The 13,994-nt window shown below is 73.6% G+C and carries 13 protein-coding genes and 1 tRNA gene; 3 read left to right on the top strand and 11 right to left on the bottom strand.

Going from position 1 to position 13,994, the window contains the following annotated elements:
- Positions 1-2: 2 nt before the first annotated feature.
- Positions 3-1,133 carry a geranylgeranyl reductase family protein gene (locus ABDB74_RS01385; protein WP_346621197.1) on the top strand — a complete coding sequence of 377 codons (1,131 nt, stop codon included), beginning with the start codon at positions 3-5 and terminating at the stop codon, positions 1,131-1,133.
- 21 nt (positions 1,134-1,154) lie between these two features.
- Here the strand turns inward: ABDB74_RS01385 and ABDB74_RS01380 are convergent, their stop codons facing one another.
- The 6 genes from ABDB74_RS01380 to ABDB74_RS01355 all read right to left on the bottom strand — a co-directional run bounded on the left by ABDB74_RS01380 (position 1,155) and on the right by ABDB74_RS01355 (position 6,056).
- Positions 1,155-1,979, bottom strand: a complete 825-nt coding sequence (locus ABDB74_RS01380) for a hypothetical protein (protein WP_346623828.1) — start codon at positions 1,977-1,979, stop codon at positions 1,155-1,157.
- Between the two features lie 446 nt (positions 1,980-2,425).
- Positions 2,426-2,512, bottom strand: a tRNA-Ser gene (locus ABDB74_RS01375).
- A 57-nt stretch (positions 2,513-2,569) separates the two neighbouring features.
- Positions 2,570-3,430 carry an ABC transporter ATP-binding protein gene (locus ABDB74_RS01370; RefSeq protein ID WP_346621195.1) on the bottom strand — a complete coding sequence of 287 codons (861 nt, stop codon included), beginning with the start codon at positions 3,428-3,430 and terminating at the stop codon, positions 2,570-2,572.
- Between the two features lie 27 nt (positions 3,431-3,457).
- Positions 3,458-4,231, bottom strand: a complete 774-nt coding sequence (locus ABDB74_RS01365) for an ABC transporter permease (protein ID WP_346621193.1) — start codon at positions 4,229-4,231, stop codon at positions 3,458-3,460.
- A complete protein-coding gene (locus tag ABDB74_RS01360; RefSeq protein WP_346621192.1) occupies positions 4,228-5,079 on the bottom strand; it encodes an ABC transporter permease in 852 nt (283 codons plus the stop codon). The genes ABDB74_RS01365 and ABDB74_RS01360 overlap by 4 nt, the downstream gene beginning before the upstream one ends.
- Positions 5,076-6,056 (bottom strand): ABC transporter substrate-binding protein, encoded by a 981-nt coding sequence (locus ABDB74_RS01355; protein ID WP_346621190.1) that lies wholly within the window; start codon positions 6,054-6,056, stop codon positions 5,076-5,078. Before ABDB74_RS01355 ends, ABDB74_RS01360 begins: the two co-directional genes overlap by 4 nt.
- Positions 6,057-6,258: 202 nt before the next feature.
- On the opposite strand from ABDB74_RS01355, the gene ABDB74_RS01350 reads away from it, so the two are divergent.
- Positions 6,259-7,062, top strand: coding sequence for an IclR family transcriptional regulator C-terminal domain-containing protein (locus ABDB74_RS01350; protein ID WP_346621188.1), 804 nt, complete (start codon positions 6,259-6,261; stop codon positions 7,060-7,062).
- Complete coding sequence (locus ABDB74_RS01345; RefSeq protein WP_346621187.1) at positions 7,059-8,261, top strand: MFS transporter; 1,203 nt, start codon at positions 7,059-7,061, stop codon at positions 8,259-8,261. The genes ABDB74_RS01350 and ABDB74_RS01345 overlap by 4 nt, the downstream gene beginning before the upstream one ends.
- Positions 8,262-8,276: 15 nt before the next feature.
- Here ABDB74_RS01345 and ABDB74_RS01340 read toward each other — a convergent pair whose 3' ends face one another.
- Genes ABDB74_RS01340 through ABDB74_RS01320 form a run of 5 tightly spaced genes read right to left on the bottom strand, consistent with a single transcriptional unit; the run spans position 8,277 to position 13,878 of the window.
- Positions 8,277-9,314: an ABC transporter ATP-binding protein gene (locus ABDB74_RS01340; RefSeq protein WP_346621185.1), complete on the bottom strand. Its 1,038-nt coding sequence runs from the start codon at positions 9,312-9,314 to the stop codon at positions 8,277-8,279.
- Positions 9,311-10,384, bottom strand: coding sequence for an ABC transporter ATP-binding protein (locus ABDB74_RS01335; protein ID WP_346621184.1), 1,074 nt, complete (start codon positions 10,382-10,384; stop codon positions 9,311-9,313). Before ABDB74_RS01335 ends, ABDB74_RS01340 begins: the two co-directional genes overlap by 4 nt.
- A complete protein-coding gene (locus ABDB74_RS01330) occupies positions 10,381-11,379 on the bottom strand; it encodes an ABC transporter permease subunit (protein ID WP_346621182.1) in 999 nt (332 codons plus the stop codon). Before ABDB74_RS01330 ends, ABDB74_RS01335 begins: the two co-directional genes overlap by 4 nt.
- A 22-nt stretch (positions 11,380-11,401) precedes the next feature.
- Positions 11,402-12,331 carry an ABC transporter permease gene (locus ABDB74_RS01325; protein ID WP_346623827.1) on the bottom strand — a complete coding sequence of 310 codons (930 nt, stop codon included), beginning with the start codon at positions 12,329-12,331 and terminating at the stop codon, positions 11,402-11,404.
- 8 nt (positions 12,332-12,339) lie between these two features.
- Positions 12,340-13,878, bottom strand: coding sequence for an ABC transporter substrate-binding protein (locus ABDB74_RS01320; protein WP_346621181.1), 1,539 nt, complete (start codon positions 13,876-13,878; stop codon positions 12,340-12,342).
- Between the last annotated feature and the right edge of the window lie 116 nt (positions 13,879-13,994).

The following is a 13,994-nucleotide window of genomic DNA, read 5'->3' as shown; positions in this document are numbered from 1 at the left end:
GCGTGGAGCACTGGGACGTCGTCGTCGTCGGAGGGGGGCCGGCGGGCGCCGCGAGCGCCCTGGCCGCGCGCCGGGCCGACCCGTCGGCCCGCGTGCTCGTGCTCGACCGGGTCGACTTCCCCCGCGACAAGGTGTGCGGCGACGGCGTCGCGGCCGAGGCGCTCGACGTCCTCGCCGTCCTCGGGATCGACCCGGTCGCGGTCACCGACGGTCACCCGGCCGTGTCCCGGCTGCGGCTGACCTCCCCGCGCGGGACGACGGTCGAGCGGGACACCGCCCGCCCCTCCCACGTGATCCCCCGGACCGTGCTGGACGCGCGGCTGATCGCCGCCGCCCAGGACGCCGGGGCCGTCCTGCGCCGGCACGTCGTCCGGCAGGTGACCGTCCACCCCGACGCCGTGGAGGTGGACGGTTCCGTCACGGCCGCCGTGCTGATCGCCGCCGACGGCGCGGAGTCCGTCGTCCGCCGGGCGGTGGGCGCCGGCCGCAACCGTGCCGACCAGCTGGCCGTGGCGATCCGCGGCTACGGGGCGGAGCTGCCCGGCCGGCGCGGGGTCCAGGTGATCACCACGACCGAGCAGCGCTGGCCGGCCTACGCGTGGTCGTTCCCCCTGGGTGACGGGCGGGCGAACATCGGCTACGGCGAGCTGGTGTCGGGAGGAGCCACCCGCGCGGGCCTGCTCGAGGGCCTGCAGCGGCTGCTGCCCGGCGTCGAGGGCTCCCAGCTCAGGGCCCACCGGCTTCCGTTGAGCACCGGCCGGCCGCACCAGCCCGACGGCCGGGTGCTGCTGGCCGGCGACGCCGCCGCCCTTATCAACCCCCTCACCGGGGAGGGGATCTTCTACGCGGTGCTCTCCGGTGCGCTGGCCGGCGCCGCCAGCGGGCACGGTGCCGTGGCTGGGGCGGTCTACCGGCGGGCGCTGGACCGGCGCCTCGGCCGGCACCTGCGCTCGTCGGCGGCCGCGTCCCGCCTCAGCCGATGGCCGGTGCTCATGGACGCCGCGTTCCGTGCCGCCGCCGCCGACCAGCGGGTGTTCGACGACGTCGTCGCGCTCGGCCTCGCCGACGGCCGGCTGACCGCGCGCACCCTGGCGGCCGCCACCCGGCACCTGCGCCCCGGGTGGCCGGCGTAGGCGACGGATCCGCCCGGGTCCTCAGCGCAGCGCCGTCACCAGGGAGCCGCCGCCCGGGCCGCCCGGCTCGACGACGAACCCGAGCTGCGCCAGCGTGTCTGCCACCGCCGTGTTCATCAGCTGCTGCACGGCGGCGTCGGCCGCGGCACCGTGGACGCCCTGCACGCTCATCCGGTCGTGCGTGCGCCAGCTGACCAGGACCCCGCACGAGCCCGTCTCCGGTACGAGGCAGACCCCGCCGGCCGGTCCGCCCCGGCCGGCGTCGTGGAGGGGGAGCCCCGCCTCGACCAGCGCCGCGGCGATCTCCACGACCAACGTGGTCAGCGGGTCGGTGTCGGACAGCAACGCGTCCCAGTCCTCGGGGAGCCGGTCGAGCTGGTCGCCGAGCTCGCGCAGCCAGGCGCGCTCCTGGGGAGAGGGCCGGAGGGCGACCGATCCGTCGGTGCGCCGGGCGCCGAAGACCGCGACGGCCGGCAGCCCGCCGCCGAAGGCGGCCCAGTCCGCGTCGACCTGGTCGGCGAACGGACCGGCCAGCACCTGCGCCGACTCGCCGACCAGCCACCACGCGGGCCCGGTGCCGTCCGCGGGCGCCTGGGTGTGGCGGACCGCGAGGGCCACGGCCTGGGGCTGCGCCTGACCGTCGGGAGCGCCGGCGGCCGCTCCGGCGGAACGGCGACCCGCGGGGTGGTTGTCGGTCCGCGCCGCGGCGACACGCTGCGGGTCGTGCGCGCCGTTGCGGGCGAACTCGTACCGGGCGGTCGATCTCGTGGCGAGGGCGACCACGAGCGCCGTGCACAGGAGGAAGCCCAGCATCGCGGTGGCCGGCCAGACCAGCATCGTGCTCATGGTCACGTGGGGACTCCTTGTGCCCTAGCCGCAGCATCCGTGCCGCGGTCAGGGGGAGAACGTACGGCTCCTCCGCTCCCCCGCCGGGCGTGTCCGCGCCGGTCCGATGCGTCCCGTCACCGGATCGTTGCGGCAGACCCAGCCGCCCCACGGTGACCCGCCTCCCGCAGCGGCGCCATGTCGACTTCTCCCGCCCTGACCAGCGCGAACGCGCTCCGGCGGGCGGCGGTCACCACCCCGGCGCGTTCCGCGGCGGCGTGTCGGGGCCCACGTCCGGACGCTCGCCGCGGCGGGGGAGCACCTGGGCCGTTCCCACGGGCCCCGGACCCACGATCCGTGGGTCCGGGCGTCCGGGACGTCCTGAGACATCACACCCGGAAATGACAAACGCCCGGACCCACGAATCGTGGGTCCGGGCTATGCCGATGTCCTGCGACATCACAGAGCGGAGGGCGTGGGATTCGAACCCACGATGGGTGTTACCCCATAGCGGTTTTCAAGACCGCCGCCATCGGCCACTAGGCGAGCCCTCCTGGCGCCGTCGAGGCTAGTGCCTCACCCGCGCGCGACGTCGAGCCAGTGCGAACCGGTCAGAAGCCGGAGTGGTCCGGTGCGGCCGGGGCCGGGCCGGTGACCGGGCTCGGCGCCAGCGGCGTGGCGCTCTCGGGGCCGCCGTCGGCGGCCGACTCGTCCTTGGACCGGTGGATCTGCTCGTAGACCCGGGCCCGCAGCTCGGCGAACCGCGGGGAGGAGCGGGTGGTGAGCTGGTCGCGCTCGTCGGGCAGGTCGATGGCGAGGTCGTCGCGGATCACCGTCGGCGAGTTGGACAGGATGAGCACCCGCTGACCCAGGTAGACGGCCTCGTCGATGTCGTGGGTGACGAAGAGCGTCGTGACCTTGAACCGGTGCCACAGGTCGCGGATGAGGTCCTCGAGGTCGGCGCGGGTCTGCGCGTCGACGGCCGCGAACGGCTCGTCCATCAGCAGCACGTGCGGCTCGTAGGCGACCGCCCGCGCGATGGCCACGCGCTGCTGCATGCCGCCCGACAGCTGCCACGGGTAGGCCGCGTGCGCCTCGCCCAGGCCGACGGCGGACAGCGACTCCTCCACCAGCTCCGTGCGTCGGGCGGTGGGCAGCTTCTTCTGCTTCAGCGGCAGCTCGACGTTCTCCCGCACGGTCATCCACGGGAAGAGGCTGCGGCCGTACTCCTGGAAGACCACGGCCATGCCCGGTGGCGGGCCCTGCACGCGCTGCCCCTCGAGCAGCACCTCGCCCTCGGTCGGGTCCAGGAGGCCGGACATGATCTTCAGCAGCGTCGTCTTGCCGCAGCCGGAGGGCCCCACCAGGCAGGCGAGCTCCCCGGCCGGGAGCGTGAACGTGAGGTCGCGGACGGCCTCGACCGTGCGGTCCTTGCTCTCGTAGACCTTCTTGATGCCGCGGACGTCGAGCATGGGGAACCCTTCCCGGAGGTGAGGAGGTCAGGAGGAGCGCTGGGCGCGGCGCAGGCCGTGGTACCAGGCGAGCTGCCGGCTCTCGACCACGCGGAACAGCAGGGCCAGCAGGAAGCCGAGCAGGCCGAGCATGATCATGCCCGCCCACGTCTCCGGGATGGCGAAGCTGCGCTGCGCCTGGACGACCGCGTAGCCCAGCCCGTTGGTGGCGGCGAACAGCTCGCTGATGACCATGAGGATGATCGCGACCGAGAGCCCCTGGCGGAGGCCGGCGAAGATCTGCGGGCTGGCACTCGGCAGCACCAGGTGCCGCAGCCGCGACCAGCCGCGCAGGCCGTAGACGGTGCCGGTGTCGCTGAGCACGTCGTCGACGGCACGCACGCCCTCCACGGTGTTCAGCAGGATCGGCCACATGCAGCCGAAGGCGATGACGACGATCTTCATGCCGTCGCCGAGGCCGAGCAGCAGGATGAAGATCGGCACCAGCACCGGCGGCGGGATGGCCCGGAAGAACTCGAAGACCGGTTCGGTCAGGGCCCGGACCGTGCGCGAGGTGCCGATGAGCACGCCGAGGGCCAGGGACACCAGGACGGCGAGGGCGTAGCCGGCCGCCAGCCGGTAGAGGCTCGGCCAGACGTCGGCGACCAGGCGCGGGCCGAACCACTCCTCGACGAGGCTGTCGAGGATCTCCGACAGCGGCGGGAAGAAGAAACTGGTGCTGCCGGCGCTGGCGAACCACCAGGCGGCGAACAGGATGACCGGCAGGCCGAGGGTCATCGCGAGGCGACGCAGCACGCTCATGCCGCCACCTCCGCTCGCTGGGACGGGTGCCAGGACAGCGTCCGCCGCTCGACGGCCCGGAAGACGAGGTTGACGATCACGCCCAGGATGCCCGTGGTCACGACGATCGCGTACGCGGCCACGACCGCGCCGCTGCTCTGGGCCGTGGAGAGCAGATTGCCCAGGCCCGCCGTGCCGATGACGAGCTCGGCGGTGACCGCGAGGATCAGCGCGACGGCGGCCCCGAGGCGCAGCCCGGTCATCACGTACGGCAGCGCGGTGGGCCAGGTGACGTGGCGGACCCGCGCCCAGGGACCCAGCCCGTAGGCGCGCGCGGTGTCCTGCGCGACCGGGTCGACGTCCTGCACGCCGTAGAGCACCTGGATGAGGATCTGCCAGAAGGCCGCGTAGACGACCAGGAGCAGCTCGCTCTGCAGGTCGTTGCCGTACAGCAGGACGGCGATCGGGATGAGCGCCACCGACGGGATCGGGCGCAGGAACTCGATGGTGGAGGCGGTGAACTCCCGGGCGAACCGGAAGGTGCCGAGGAGCAGCCCCAGCAGCACGCCGGCCACCGCGGCGATGGCCAGGCCGATCGCCCAGCCCTTCAGGGTCTCGAGGACGGCGGTCCAGAACTCGGGGCGGCCGAACTGCACGACCAGCTCCGCGCCGATCTCCGACGACGGCGGGAACCAGCGCCGCGGGACGAGCCCGATCCGCGGCGCCACCTCGACCAGCACGATCAGCGCGATCAGGCCGAGCAGCCCCAGGGCCCAGGCCGGGACCGTCCGCCGCCGGCCCGCTCGCGGGGAGCGGGCCGGCGGCGCGGCGGGGTCCGCCGACGCCCGGGTAGCGGTCGACCCGGTCACGGCAGCAGGGCGTCCAGGTCCGGTGCCTCGTCGAGCAACCCGTCCTCGACCGCGAGGTCGGACAGGGTCTGCACCGAGTCGCGGTTGATCTCGGTCGGCCAGGCCGGCAGCGTCATCTCCTCGGCGATGGCCGGGTCGATCTGGGTGTACTCGCCGAGGATCTCCCGGACGGCGTCCGGGTTCTCCTGCGCGTACTCCAGCGACTGCTCCATCGCGGAGCTGAAGCACTCGACGACCTCGGGGTTCTGCTGCGCGTACTGCTGGCTGGTGAAGTACGCGGCCACGGTCAGGTCGTCGGCGGTGTCGACGAAGTTCGACGTCACGACCTGCGCGCCCTCGTCGGTCGCCAGGGCCAGGAACGGCTCCACGACCCAGGCGGCGTCCACGTTGCCCTGCTGGAGGGCGGCCGGCATCTCCGGGAACGGCAGCTCCACGAACTGGATGCTGTCCGGATCGCCGCCGGCGGCCCGCACCGACTCGCGCACCGTCGTCGTCCCGATGTTGTTCAGCGTGTTGACGGCCACGGTCCGGCCGGCGAGGTCCGCGGCGCCGGTGATGCCGCTGTCCGGGGTCGTGATGACGGCGCCGAAGTCCTCGCCCTGCTCACCGGTCGAGGCGACACCGTTCGCGACGACCTGCAGCGGCAGGCCCTCGCTGGAGGCCAGCAGCAGCGAGGTGATGTTGCTGAAGCCGAACTCCGACTGACCGCTGACGACCGCGGGGACGATGGCGGCGCCGCCCTGGCCGGTCTCCAGGGTGAGGTCCAGGCCGCAGTCCTCGAAGAAGCCCTGCTGGTCGCCGAGGTAGATCGGCGCGACGTCGACGATGGGGATCACACCGACCGACACCTGCTCCAGCCCGCCACCCTCACCGCCACCGGCGGTGGTGGTGGCGGTGCCCGACTCCTCGTCGGAGCCGCCGCAGGCGGCGACCAGCATCAACGGCGCAGTCACGAGCGCAGCCACGGTGCGGCGCATGGGTTCCCCTTCGATCGACCGGATCACGACTCGTTCGCTCTGCGAACGGGTGTGTGCGATGTGAACGCTGAAACGCTGGCACGTGAGGGCTGTCACGTCAAACGGTCGTGACGGTGTCGTATCCGTGCGCACACCGAACGCGCGTTCAGCATGCGCACCGTAGAGTGATGCCGCTCACCACCGACCGGACCGAAGGAGCGCCGTGACATCCGTGCCCGACGAGCCTCCGGCGCCAGTCCGGGACGGCACGTTCGTGCAGTCCCTCGACCGCGGTCTCGCGGTCATCCGGGCCTTCGACGCCGAGCACCCGCGGCTCCAGCTCAGCGAGGTCGCCCGGGCGACCGGGCTCACCCGCGCGGCCGCACGCCGCTTCCTGCTCACCCTCGTCCAGCTCGGCTACGTGCGCGCCGACGGCCGCGAGTTCTCCCTGCGGCCCCGCGTGCTCGAGCTCGGCTACTCCTACCTGTCCGGGCTCACCCTGCCCGAGGTCGCCCAGCCGCACCTGGAGACGCTGGTCGGCCGGGTGGAGGAGTCGTCGTCGCTGTCGGTCCTCGACGGCGACGACGTCGTCTACGTGGCCAGGGTGCACACCAAGCGGATCATGACCGTGCTGATCACCGTCGGCACCCGGTTCCCCGCGTACGCCACGTCCATGGGGCGCGTCCTGCTCGCCGGCCTCCCCGACGCCGAGCTCGATGCGTACCTCGAGCGCGCCGAGCTGGCGCGGCTGACCGACCGCACCGTCACCGACGCCGCCGAGCTGCGGCGCACGCTCGTCGCCGTGCGTGAGCAGGGCTACGCGATGGTCGACCAGGAGCTGGAGGAGGGTCTGCGCTCGGCGGCCGCGCCCGTCTGCGACCGCTCCGGTGCCGTCGTCGCCGCGGTCAACCTCTCCGTCAGCGCCAGCCGCACCTCGCTCGACCAGCTGGAGCACGACTACGTGCCCCCGCTCCTGGAGACGGCGGCGCAGATCGAGCAGGACCTCGGCCGCCGCGCCGGCTCGTGACCACCACCGACCGGAGGCCGCGGGCCACCTGGCGGCTGGTGCTGCCCGCCCTCGCCCTCGTCCTGGTGGCGCTCTGCCTGCGCGCGCCCTTCGCCGCGGTGGGTCCGCTGCTCGCCGAGCTCGGCGGCGAGCTCGCGCTCTCCACCGGGGCGCTCGCCGTCGTCACCGCCCTGCCGCTGGTCTGCTTCGGGCTGGTCTCGCCGTTCGCCCCCGCCCTCGCCACGCGCGTCGGCCTGCACCGCGCCGTGCTGGTCGGCGTCGTCCTGCTGGCGGTGGGGATCCTGGTGCGCCTCGCGGCCACACCCGGGCTCTACGTCGGCACGGTGCTGCTCACCGGCGGCATCGCGATCGCCAACGTCCTGCTGCCCGCGGTGGCGCGGGCGGAGTACGGCGCACGCAGCGCGGTCGTCGTCGGGATGATCGTCGCCTCGATGGCGGCGTCGGCCAGCATCGGGGCCGGGCTGGCGCAGCCGCTGGCCACCGCCGCCGGCAGCGCCGTCCTCGGCCTGCTGCTGTGGGGCGTGCCGGTGCTGGCCGCCCTGGTCGCCGTCGCCGCCCTCGCCCGTGCGCGCCGCCACGTCCCGCCCCCGCCACCGGCTCCCGCGGGCGCCCGCACCGCCGTCCTGCGCGACCGCGTGGCGCTCGCCGTCACGCTCTTCTTCGGCCTCCAGTCGCTGTCGTTCTACGCGATGCTCACCTGGCTGGCCGAGATCCTCGAGGCCGAGGCCGGCGTCTCCCCCGTCGCCGCCGGCGGGCTGCTGGCGCTGGCGGCGGCGCTGGGCATCCCCGCGTCGCTGGTCGTCCCCCCGCTCGCGGCCCGGCGACCCGGCCAGGGCGGCTGGGTGCTCGTCGGCACGCTGCCGGTCCTCGCCGGGATCACCGGCCTGATCCTCGCCCCGGCGGCGGCTCCCCTGCTGTGGACGCTGCTCTACGGCATCGGCACCGGCACGGCGTTCCCCCTGGCCATGACGCTCATCCTGCAGCGCACCCGGGACCCCGCCCAGACCGGGCGGTTGTCCGCCGCGGCGCAGAGCGTCGGCTACCTGGTGGCCGCCACCGGCCCGCTCGGCGTCGGGCTGCTGCACGAGGTCACCGGCGGCTGGCGGCCCGGGCTGGTGGCGCTGCTGTTCGTCGTGGTCGCGCAGCTCGTCGTCGGCCTGGCCGCCGCCCGCCCCCGGCTGGTCGGCACATCGGTCTGAGCTCCCCGATGGGGGTCAGGGTTCGGCGGTGACGCCCTCCGGCGTCCGCTCGACCGGCGTGCCGGCGACGCCGTGCAGGTGGCAGGCCGCGAGCTGACCGGGCACCCCGGCCGGCTGCAGCGCCGGGTCGACGTCGTCGCACGGCTCGAACACGTAGGGGCAGCGGGTGCGGAACCGGCAGCCGCTGGGCACGGCCGCCGGCGAGGGGACGTCGCCGCGCAGCACGATCCGTTTCCGCTGCCGCTCCAGCGCCGGGTGCGGCACCGGCACCGCCGACAGCAGGGCCTGCGTGTAGGGCATCTGCGGCTCGGTGCCCACGGCCGCCGCCGGCCCGAGCTCCACGATCCGCCCCAGGTACATGACGGCGATCCGGTCGGAGATGTGCCGGACGGCGGACAGGTCGTGGGAGATGAACAGCAGCGTGAGCCCCAGCTGCCGCTGCAGCCGGCGCAGCAGGTTGAGCACCTGGGCCTGCACGCTGACGTCGAGGGAGGCGATCGCCTCGTCGCACACCAGGAAGTCCGGCTCACCGGCCAGCGCCCTGGCGATGCCGACGCGTTGCCGCTGGCCACCGGAGAACTCGTGCGGGTAGCGGCCGGCCACCGCGGGGTCCAGCCCCACGAGCTCCAGTAGCTCCCCCACCCGCGCGGCCCGCTCCCGCTTGCCCGACCGCAGCCCGTGCACCTCCAGGGGCTCGCTCACCGTCTGCGCCACCGTGCGGCGCGGATCGAGCGAGGCGAACGGGTCCTGGAACACCATCCCGGCCCGGCGGCGCATCTCCTTGAGGCCGCGGCGGTCCATCGCGGCGACGTCCTGGCCGTCGAAGGTCACCGTGCCCCCGGTGGGCGGCACCAGGTGCAGCAGCGCGTTGCCCAGCGTCGACTTGCCGCAGCCCGACTCCCCCACCAGCCCGAGCGCCTCCCCGCGGAGGATGTCGAGGTCCACGCCGTCGACCGCCCGCAGCAGGCCCGTGGGCCTCCGGCGGACCCCGCTCGCGCCGACCGGGAAGTGCACCTCCACCCCGCGCGCGGCGACCAGCACGTCGTCGCTCATCCCTGCCCCCTGTCCGCCGTCTCCGTGCACCAGGTCGCCGCGCGGTGCGGCAGGGCACCCCCGTCGCCCCGGTACGTCCCGGACGCGGTCGCGCCGGCGGCCCCGTCCCCCGCGGTCCGGGAGACGATCGCCAGCGGCGGCTGCTCGGTCTCGCAGCGCGGATCGGCCCGCACCGGGCACCGCGGCCAGAAGACGCAGCCGGGCGGCAGGTCGGTGGGCGGCGGCGGCAGCCCGGGGACCGCGGTCAGCTCGGGCACCTCGCCGTCGGGGCCGACGGGCGCGGCCAGGTCGGGCAGCGAGCCCAGCAGCCCGCGCGTGTACGGGTGCGCCGGGCGCTCCAGGACGTCGTCGACCGTGCCGTCCTCCACGCAGCGCCCGCCGTACATGACCAGCACCCGGTCGGCGATGCCGGCGACCACCCCGAGGTCGTGGGTGATCCAGATGACGCCGGTGCCGTGCTCGGCCTGCAGCTTCTCGACCAGCTCGATGATCTGCGCCTGCACCGTGACGTCCAGCGCCGTCGTCGCCTCGTCGGCGATCAGCAGCGACGGCGAGTTGCTCAGCGCGATCGCGATGACCACCCGCTGGCGCATCCCGCCCGACAGCTCGTGCGGATAGCGGTCCAGGGCCCCGTCGGGATCGGGCAGGCCCACCTCGCGCAGCAGCTCGGCGGCCCGGGCGCGGGCGGCGGACCTCGAGACGTCGCCGTGCGCCCGGATGCCCTCGACCAGCTGCCGGCCGATCGTGAGCACCGGGTTCAGCGAGGTCATCGGGTCCTGGAACACCATGCCGGCGCCCGGCCCGCGCACCTGGCGCAGCCGCTCGGGCGGCATGGTCAGCAGGTCCTCGCCCCGCAGCAGCGCCCGGCCGGTGACCGTCGCGACCCGGGCGGGCAGCAGCCCGAGCAGGGCCAGCACGGAGACGCTCTTCCCGCTGCCGGACTCACCGACGACGGCGACCGTCTCCCCCGCGCCCACGGTGTAGCTCAGCCCGTTCACGACGTCGGCCGGGCCGCGCGGCGTCCGCAGCCGCACCCGCAGGTCCTCGACCTCCAGCACCGGCTCGCTCACTTCCCGCTCCCGGCCATCAGCGTGCGCTGCCGCGGGTCGAGCGCGTCGCGGAGCCCGTCGCCGAGCAGGTTGAAGCAGAGCACGGTCAGGAAGATCGCCATCCCGGGGAAGAACGCCAGCCACCAGGCCAGCTCGATGTAGCCACGCCCCTCGGCCAGCATCAGCCCCCACGACGGGTTGGGCGGCTGGGTGCCCAGACCGAGGAAGGACAGCGCCGCCTCGGCCAGCACGGCGAACGCGAGGCTGATCGAGGTCTGGACGATGATCGGCGGCGCCGCGTTCGGCAGCACGTGCCGGCTGAGGATCCGCCAGTCCGAGGCCCCCACCGACCGGGAGGCCCGCACGTAGACCTCCTCGCGCACGCCCAGCACGCTGGCCCGGGTGACGCGGGCGAAGATCGGCGTGTAGACGATCCCGATGGCCAGGGCGGTGTTGCCCGACCCCGGGCCGCGGACGGCGAGGACGGCGATCGCCAGCAGCACCGCCGGGAACGCGAACAGCACGTCCATGAACCGCATGAGGACGTCGTCGATCCACTTGCCGTAGTAACCGGCGAGCAGCCCGATGAGGCTGCCGACGACCAGCGCGAAGCCGACGGCGAGGAACCCGACCCGCAGCGACACCGAGGCGCCGAGGATCACCCGGCTGAGGATGTCCCGCCCGAGGTCGTCGGTGCCGAACGGGTGCTCCCAGCTCGGTGACTCCAGCCGGTCGGCGATGGAGATGGCGTTGGCCCCCTCGGGGGCGAACGTCTCGTCGAAGACCGCCACGACGACGATCAGCAGCAGGAGGGCCCCGGCGATGGCCGCCGTCGGGTTGTGCAGCAGCAGGCTCAGCGTCTCCCGCCACTGCGGCCGGGCCGGTCGCAGCGTCGGCGGCCCGGTCTGCGTCTCCCGCTGCGGCGACCCGCCGGGCGGCTCCCCGGGCGTCTCCGGCCGGCGGTCGCCGTCCGGTTCCTGGTAGGGCGGGGGCCCCGGTGTCGGCTGGATGCTCATGGCAGCAGGCCTCGGCGGTTGGTCATCGCCGGATCCGGGGGTCGATGGCCGTGTAGAGCAGATCGACGATCAGGTTGATCACCAGGAACACCACCGCGAACAGCAGGATCGCGCCCTGCAGCACCGGGTAGTCGCGGGCCTGGACCGCCTGCAGGGCCAGCTGCCCCAGCCCGGGCCACGAGAACACGATCTCCACGACGACGACGCCGGAGAGCAGGTAGGCCAGCTGCACGCCGGTCACCGTGACCAGCGGGAGCAGGGCGTTGCGCAGCACGTGCCAGGTGAACACCTGACGCGTGGGCAGGCCCTTCGCCTGCGCCGTCCGCACGTGGTCGGACCCCAGCGCCTCGAGCATGCTGGACCGCACGAAGCGGGTGATGACGGAGCCGGACACCACACCGGTCACCAGCGCCGGCATGAGCAGGCGCTGGAGCCAGGCGCCCGGGTCCTCGGTGAGCGGCACGTAGCCGCCCGACGGCAGCCAGCCCAGCGTCCCGGCGAAGACCAGGATGAGCACGATGCCCATCCAGAAGTCGGGCACCGAGATGCCGAACTGGCTGATGACCGTGGCGACGCGGTCGACGAGCGAGCGGGGGCGGAGCGCCGAGATCGTGCCCAGCGGGATCGCGATCAGCAGGGCGACCAGGATCGAGGCGAAGGCCAGGGTGAGCGTGGCCGGCAGCCGCTCGGCGATCTGCGAGGTGACGGTCTCCCCGCTGCGGAAGCTGACGCCCAGGTCCCCCTGCAGGGCCCGGCCCAGCCAGCCGAAGAACTGCTCGATCAGCGGCTGGTCCAGGCCGGACCGCTCGCGCAGCGCGTCGTAGCTCTCCTGGGAGAAGCGGGTGCCCAGGGCGAGCCGCACCGGATCGCCCGGTACGAGGTGCACCAGGCCGAACACCACCACGCTCACCCCGGCGAGGACGACCAGCGACTGGCCGACCCGCCGGACCAGGTAACCGGTCAGGGCAGCTCCACGTCCTCGAAGTTGATCGCCCGGTCCGGCCGGATCGTGTAGCCGGTCAGGCCGGGCGCCCAGGCCTGGACCACGTTCGGGTTGTAGAGGTACAGGTAGGAGACGTCGTCGACGATCATCTCGATCGCGTCGTGGTAGAGGTCGCGGCGGGTGTCGGGGTCGGTCTCGCTGGAGGCCGCCAGCAGCAGCCGGTCGACCTCGGCGTTGCTGTAGCCCTGGTAGTTGTTCACCCCGTCGGTGATGTGCTGGGAGTGGTAGTAGTCGAACGGGTCGAGGTTGCCCAGCCAGCCGAGCATGAAGGTGTCGAAGTCACCCTGCGCCTGCCGGTCCAGCCAGGTCGCGAAGTCCACGGTCTGGACGTCGACGTCGATCCCGATCGGCTCGAGCTGGGCGGCGATCACCTGCGCGGCGGTCACCGTCTCCGGGAACTCGTCGGTGACCATCAGCCCCATCGTGATGGGGGTCTGCACACCGGCCTCCTGCAGCAGCTGGCGGGCCGCCTCGGTGTCGGCGTCGAACGGCGCGTAGTCCGACGCGAAGAAGTTGCCCTCGGGGATGGCCGTCTGGTTGGCCTGCGCCGCGCCGAAGCGGGCCGCCTCGGTGACGGCCTCCCGGTCGACGGCCGTGGCGATCGCCTGCCGCACCAGCGGGTTGCCGAACGGCTCCCGGTCGAAGTTCATCGACATGTACCAGTAGTCGACGCTCGGGATGCTCTGCAGCTCGACGTCCTGGTCGCCCTGCAGCGACTCGATCTGCTGCGGCGGCACGTTGTCGGTCCACTGCACCTCGCCGTTCTCCAGCGCGGTCAGCGCCGCGGCCGGTTCGGCGATGTACCGGAACTCGACGCCACCGACGCTCGGCGCGCCGCCCCAGTAGTCCTCGTAGGCGGCGAGCTCGGTGCTGCTCGCGCTCGAGCTCTCCAGCGTGAAGGGCCCGGTGCCCACGGCCTCGGTGGTGAGGTCGTACTCCTCGGCGGCGCCCTCGGGGATGATCGCGGTGCCCTTGAAGCCACCGAGCAGCGCCGGCAGGTTGGGCGTCGGCTGGCTGACGGTGATCTCGACGGTCTGCGGGTCCACCGCCTCGACCGACTCGACGTTCTCGAACCGGTAGGCGTTCTGGAGCTGCTCGTCCATGATCCGGTTGTAGGAGTAGACGACGTCGGCGGCGTCGAACTCGCTGCCGTCGTGGAAGGTCACGTTCTCGCGGAGGGTGAACGTCCAGGTCAGGCCGTCCTCGCTGGTCTCCCAGTCGGTGGCCAGGCTCGGTTCCATCGTCAGGTCGTCGGGGTTCGGGACGACGAGGGTGTCGTAGACGTTCTCCAGCACCTGGAAGCTCGGGTACGCGCTGGTGACGTGCGGGTCGAACTGGTCGGGCTGGGCACCGACCGCGACCGCCAGCACGTCGCCCCCACCCCCGCCGGCGCCGCCGCCACCGTCCCCGGTGTCGACGCTCTCCCCACCTCCGCTGCACGCGGTGAGGGCCAGGGCTCCGGCGGCACTGAGGGACAGGAGTCGGGTCGTTCGCACGGGATCCTCCGGAGGCTCGGCGGGCAGTGCTGCGTTCCGTCTCCGACCTTGGCGCTGTCTGCGCAGCTCGGCCACCCGAAGCGGACCTGCAGCGCAATCGTTGCCTCATCGATACC

The sequence above is a fragment of the Blastococcus sp. HT6-4 genome (genome assembly GCF_039679125.1).
GTDB lineage: Bacteria > Actinomycetota > Actinomycetes > Mycobacteriales > Geodermatophilaceae > Blastococcus > Blastococcus montanus.
This window is presented reverse-complemented; position numbering and strand designations above follow the sequence as displayed.